The sequence below is a fragment of the Kitasatospora sp. NPDC059571 genome (assembly GCF_042735675.1).
Taxonomy (GTDB): Bacteria; Actinomycetota; Actinomycetes; order Streptomycetales; family Streptomycetaceae; genus Kitasatospora.
On the sequence record NZ_JBHWBW010000516.1, the window covers coordinates 1 to 5404 of the forward strand.

Here is a 5404-nt window from a genome sequence, read left to right on the forward strand (position 1 = left end):
GCCCCTCGGCCCGGCCGGATCCGTCAGGAGCCGATCAGCCGGGCGTAGCCCGCGACCTGCCGGGCCACCTCGTCCTTGTACGCCGCCAGCCGCTCCTGGTTGGCGGCGATCTGCTGCCGCTGGTAGCCGGCGATCACGGCGAACCAGATCCCGGCCAGGTTGCTGCCGGTGGTGCACGCGGCGTCGGCCTCGGCGGCCGCCAGCTCGTCGCGGCCCGGCGATCCGGGGCCCCGGTAGCGCGCCACCAGGCCGTCGGGCGTGGCGTCCGGGTAGCCGGCGGCCGTCATACAGCCGGCCCACGCCCGGGTCGCGGCCACCACCCGGGCGTCCTTGGCGGTGGCCGCCTGCGACTCGCCGAACAGCCGGGTCACCAGGTCCGAGCCTGCCCGGTCACCGGTCGGCAGGGCGGCCAGCGCCTTGCGCACGCAGTCCTCGGCCGCACCGCGCTCCGCCTCCGAGGACGGCGCCCGCGGCGGCGCAGGCGCGGCGGGCGGCCGGGCGGCGTGGAAGCCCTGCACGGGTGCCACCGTCGCCGGCAGGTAGCCGAAGGCGCCGCCCGGCATCGCGTTCGCGTCGCTCACCCGGCCGCTCCCGCCGTCGAAGGCGTCGTCCCCGGTGAACGAGGTGTAGCCGGCCCTGTGCATGCAGTCGGCGGTGAGCGCCCGGACGGCCTGCTGCTGCCGGGCGCTCTCGTCGCTGCTCAGCCCGTACGCCGACAGCGGGAGCTGCAGCATCCCCTCGCGCCCCGAGGGCGGTGGCGCGGGGGTGCCGAGGGCCGGCGGGGTGAGGGCCGGCACCGCCGCCCCCGGCCCGCCCGTGCAGCCGGCCACCGCCAGCAGCGCCGCCCCCGCTGCGGCCAGCGCGGCGGCCCGCCGGGGCGGCCTCACCACCTGGCCCCGCCCGGGGCGTAGCGCGCGGACCGGTCCCGCTTGGCGCGCGCCAGCCGGTGCAGCTCGGCGCCCTGCGCCTCGGAGAGCTGCCAGGTGTGCGCCAGCAGGCGCAGCGTCGAGATCCGCGGGCAGGACACCCCGCGCTCCAGGTCGCGGATGGACCGCACGCTCATGCCGGAGGCCGCGCCCAGCTCCTCCTGGGTCATCCCGCGGTCCAGTCGCAGGCTGCGCAGCAGCGCCCCCAGCCGGTCCGGCGGTGCGCCCGTCTCGGATTCCCCCACCGATGACTCCCTCATCATCCGATGCCACCCGTCAGACGTCCGGCGGCGGCGCTCCGCGGCCACCGGGAGGGTGCACCGCAAACTAACCGCCGCCGTGGCGGGCGGCAACGCGTTCCGATCACCCCGCGCGTGACATGTATCACTCAACGTCAGCGTTTGCCGGGGGCGACCGGATGTTCCGCCGCCCAACGTCCGTGCAACCGCCTGGTCGGGTCCGCGCGCCGGTTGCGAGGATCCCGCTCGACCCCGACCGACCCCGCCGGCCCGGCCGGCCCCCGCAGGAAACGGTGACCCCCATGACACACCGCTGGAAGCAGGCCGCGCTCACCGCGACGGCCGCCGCCGCACTCGTCCTCGCCCTCCCGGCGACCGACGCGAGCGCCATCAACCGGGTCGACTGCGCCGGCCGGTCGGACTTCGTCAATATCTACAACTACGGCTATTCCGGACATCTCTGCTTCGCCAACAAGGGCTACGCCGACGTCACGATCTACCGCGTCGACAACCTCTACTCCGGCAACAACCTGCTGTACTACTACACCAGCATCAACGGCGGGGTGACCCGCCACCTCGACCCCTGGACCTGGGAGGACGACAACTACTACGACAACGGCGCCGAGGGCACCGTGCGCTGGCTCCAGATCTTCTGAGCCGGCCCGGCCCCCGTGTGCCGATGGGGTGCGTCCGGACGGCGGAGCCCCTGTGCCCTGCGGCCCGGATGAGGCAGGATGGGACATGGAAGGGCGGCCTCTCATTGCCGACCACCCCGTGCTGTGAGATTGAGGACCACCATGAGCATCGACCCGTCGTCCATCCCGTCGTTCGGCGCACCGCAGCCGCCACAGGGCGGTCAGCCCGGCGGCGCGCCGTCCGGGCCGCCGCCGGTGATCGTGCCGGACCAGAACCTGGTGACGCAGCTGCTCGACCAGATGCAGCTGAAGCACGTCGTGGACGAGGAGGGTGACCTCACCGCGCCGTGGGAGGGCTTCCGCGTCTACTACATGTTCCGCGGCGAGCAGAAGGAGCTCTTCGCGGTCCGCGCCTTCTACGACCGCGCGTACCCGCTGGAGAAGAAGGGCGAGATCCTCGACCTCGTCGACGAGTGGAACCGCGAGACCCTCTGGCCGAAGGTCTACACCCACACCCACGAGGACGGCGTGGTCCGCCTGATCGGCGAGTCCCAGATGATCGTCGGCACCGGCGTCAACCTGGAGTACTTCGTCACCACCACCGCCAACTGGACGCAGGCCTCGGTCGGCTTCGAGCAGTGGATGGTCGAGCGCCTCGGCCTGCAGAACGAGATCGAGAACGAAGAGGGCGAGGGCGGCGAGGCCGCCGAGGGCGACGAGTCCTGACACCCGCAGACCCGTGACCGGGCCCGCCCCCGCAAGGGGGGCGGGCCCGTGCGCGTTCCGGCGGCGGCCGGCCCGTGCGCACCGCGCCGTGGAGGGGCTGCGGCCCGCCCCCGGGAGCTCTAGCGTGGAACACGGACCGATCACCGGAGGTCCCATGGATGCCGAAGCCGGCCTGGACCGCCGCCACCGCGAAGCGCTCGTCCGGATCAGGGCGCGCGAGGACGCCGCCTTCCGGGCCCGCGTCCCGCGATCACTGGAGCTGGCGTCCCGGGCGGGCACCCGGATGCCGGACGGGGTGCCGATGGCCTGGATGGCCGGCTTCTACCGGACCCCCGTGCTGTGGGTGTCGCACGGCAGCGGCCCGGTCCTCACCGACGTCGACGGCAACGACTACGTCGACTTCAACGTCGGCGACATGTCCTCCGTGCTCGGCTACGCGCACCCCCGGCTGACCGAGGTGATCGGCGAACGGGCCGCGCATGGTGTGCAGATGTTCCTGCCGGTCGAACAGGCCCTCGCGGTCTGCGACCGGCTGCGGCAGCGGTTCGGCCTCCCGTACTGGCAGTTCACCCTCTCCGCCGGGACGGCCAACACCGAGGCGCTGCGGATCGCCCGGGTGGCCACCGGCCGCCAGGGGGTGCTGCTGTTCGACGGCGGGTACCACGGCCAGCTCCAGGAGACCCTGTGGGCGGGCGGCGAGGGCGGCGCCCCGCCGGCGCCGGAGGCCACCGGACTGGGCCCGCTGCCGCCCGGCCTCGCGGTGGTCGACTTCAACGACCTCGCGGCGGCCGAGCGCGTACTGGCGCAGCGGCGGACGGCCGCCGTGCTGATCGAGGGGGTGCTCACCAACTGCGGTACGGTGCTGCCGGATCCGGGCTTCCTGCCGGGGCTGCGCGAGGCCTGCACCCGGTACGGAACGCTGCTGGCGGTCGACGAGACGCACACCCAGTTCGACCTGTACGGGGGCGCCGTCACGCGCTACCGCATCGCCCCGGACCTGGTCACCGGCGGCAAGGGCATCGCCGGCGGCATCCCGATCGGCTGCTACGGGATGACCTCGGCCCTGGCCGGGGTCATCGAGGCGAACCCGGCGGACGAACTCGGCGAGACGGTCGGACTCGCCCTCGGCGGCACGCTGTTCGGCAACGCGCTGTCGCTCGCCTGCGCCGAGGTCGTGCTGTCCGAGCTGATGACCCGGGCGGAGCACGACCGGATCGCCGGGCTCGGCGGGCGGCTCTCCGACGGCATCGAGGACGCCGCCCGGGCACACGGACTCGCGTGGTGCGCTCACCGGTTCGGCGCCCGGTCGGGCTACTGCCTGTTCCCCGAACGACCGCGCACCGCCCGGGAGGCGCACCGCAGCCTCGACCCGCTGTTCACCGACACCCGGCGGGTCTACTTCGCCAACCGGGGCGTGTGGGACGCGATCTCCTCCGCCGGGCCGCACGCCGGCTTCGCCCACACCGACCGCGACGTCGACAACTACCTCGGCATCCTTGACGGCTTCCTCGACGAGATGTGCGCCGGCTGACCGCCGGACCGCTTGCCCCGGCCTCGGCCGCCGTCGGAGGATGGCCGGGACGACGAGCCGGGAGGAACCGGAATGGGTGCAAGGCCGCTGCTGAACCGCCGACTGGCGGGTATGGGGACGACGATCTTCGCGGAGATGTCCGCCCTGGCGACCGCCACCGGTTCGATCAATCTCGGGCAGGGCTTCCCCGACACCGACGGCCCCCGCGAGGTCGCCGAGGCGGCGGCCCGCGCGGTGCTGGACGGCCACGGCAACCAGTACCCGCCCGGCCCGGGCATCCCCGAGCTCCGCACCGCCATTGCCGAGCACCAGCAGCGCTTCTACGGCCTCGACCACGATCCCGACCACGAGGTCCTGGTCACCGCTGGCGCCACCGAGGCCATCGCCGCCGCGCTGCTCGCCCTGCTGGAGCCCGGCGACGAGGTGATCGCCTTCGAGCCGTTCTACGACTCCTACGCCGCGTGCATCGCCATGGCCGGCGCCGTCCGGGTGCCGCTGACCCTGCGGGCGCCCTCGTTCCGCCCGGACCTGGAGCGGCTGCGCTCGCTGATCACCCCGCGCACCCGGCTGCTGCTGATCAACACCCCGCACAACCCCACCGGCCTGGTCCTCACCCCGGACGAGCTCGCCGTGATCGCCGAACTCGCCGTCGAGCACGACCTCCTGGTGGTCACCGACGAGGTCTACGAACACCTGGTGTTCAGCGGCGGCCACCACCCCATCGCCGCCCTGCCGGGCATGCGGGAGCGCACCGTCTCGATCTCCTCGGCCGGCAAGACCTTCTCCTTCACCGGCTGGAAGGTCGGCTGGGTCACCGCCGCACCGGAGCTGGTCTCGGCCGTCCGGACGGCCAAGCAGTACCTCACCTACGTCTCCGCCGGCCCCTTCCAGTACGCCGTCGCCGAGGCGCTGCGGCTGCCCGACGCGTACTTCGACACCCTGCGCGCCGATCTCGCGCGCAAGCGGGACCTGCTGGCGGACGGGCTGGCCGAGGCCGGCTTCCAGGTCTTCCGGCCGGAGGGCACGTACTTCATCACCGCCGACATCACCCCGCTCGGGGAGAAGGACGGCCCCGAGTTCTGCCGCTCCCTCCCGGAGCGCTGCGGCGTGGTCGCCATCCCCAACGCCGTCTTCTACGACGACGCCGAGGCCGGCCGCAGCCTGGTCCGCTTCACCTTCTGCAAGAAGGACGAGGTACTCCGGGAGGCGGTGCAGCGCCTGCGGCGGCTGTAGGGCGGCAGCACCCGGACACGGCGGAGCCCCTCCCCCGGCCCGGGGGCCCCGGGCCCGGGAGCGCGCCCGGGGGCCGGAAGCTCAGGTGAGTAATTAGACCGTGACCAGAACCAC

Annotated in this window: 6 protein-coding genes; 4 read left to right on the plus strand and 2 right to left on the minus strand. The window is 73.6% G+C overall.

What is annotated here, in order from left to right:
- Positions 1 to 23: 23 nt before the first annotated feature.
- Positions 24 to 890 (minus strand): hypothetical protein, encoded by an 867-nt coding sequence (locus tag ACFV0G_RS34385; protein WP_380556450.1) that lies wholly within the window; start codon positions 888 to 890, stop codon positions 24 to 26.
- Positions 884 to 1171 (minus strand): multiprotein-bridging factor 1 family protein, encoded by a 288-nt coding sequence (locus ACFV0G_RS34390; RefSeq protein WP_380556452.1) that lies wholly within the window; start codon positions 1169 to 1171, stop codon positions 884 to 886. Before ACFV0G_RS34390 ends, ACFV0G_RS34385 begins: the two co-directional genes overlap by 7 nt.
- 296 nt (positions 1172 to 1467) lie before the next feature.
- Here ACFV0G_RS34390 and ACFV0G_RS34395 point away from each other — a divergent pair, with 296 nt between their 5' ends.
- From ACFV0G_RS34395 to ACFV0G_RS34410, 4 genes are all read left to right on the plus strand, one after another.
- Positions 1468 to 1821: a beta/gamma crystallin domain-containing protein gene (locus tag ACFV0G_RS34395; RefSeq protein ID WP_380556454.1), complete on the plus strand. Its 354-nt coding sequence runs from the start codon at positions 1468 to 1470 to the stop codon at positions 1819 to 1821.
- Positions 1822 to 1962: 141 nt separating this feature from the next.
- Positions 1963 to 2526: a YbjN domain-containing protein gene (locus ACFV0G_RS34400; protein WP_380556456.1), complete on the plus strand. Its 564-nt coding sequence runs from the start codon at positions 1963 to 1965 to the stop codon at positions 2524 to 2526.
- A gap of 154 nt (positions 2527 to 2680) precedes the next feature.
- Positions 2681 to 4057: an aminotransferase class III-fold pyridoxal phosphate-dependent enzyme gene (locus tag ACFV0G_RS34405; protein WP_380556458.1), complete on the plus strand. Its 1377-nt coding sequence runs from the start codon at positions 2681 to 2683 to the stop codon at positions 4055 to 4057.
- 72 nt (positions 4058 to 4129) lie between these two features.
- Entirely contained in the window at positions 4130 to 5290 is a 1161-nt protein-coding gene (locus tag ACFV0G_RS34410; protein WP_380556460.1) for a pyridoxal phosphate-dependent aminotransferase, read from the plus strand.
- Positions 5291 to 5404: the final 114 nt, after the last annotated feature.

Excerpts from the sequence above, each read along its gene's own strand:
- ACFV0G_RS34405 (WP_380556458.1), top strand. The coding sequence starts at position 2,681 with ATGGATGCCGAAGCCGGCCTGGACCGCCGCCACCGCGAAGCGCTCGTC.
- ACFV0G_RS34395 (WP_380556454.1), top strand. The coding sequence starts at position 1,468 with ATGACACACCGCTGGAAGCAGGCCGCGCTCACCGCGACGGCCGCCGCC.
- ACFV0G_RS34410 (WP_380556460.1), top strand. The coding sequence starts at position 4,130 with ATGGGTGCAAGGCCGCTGCTGAACCGCCGACTGGCGGGTATGGGGACG.
- ACFV0G_RS34400 (WP_380556456.1), top strand. The coding sequence starts at position 1,963 with ATGAGCATCGACCCGTCGTCCATCCCGTCGTTCGGCGCACCGCAGCCG.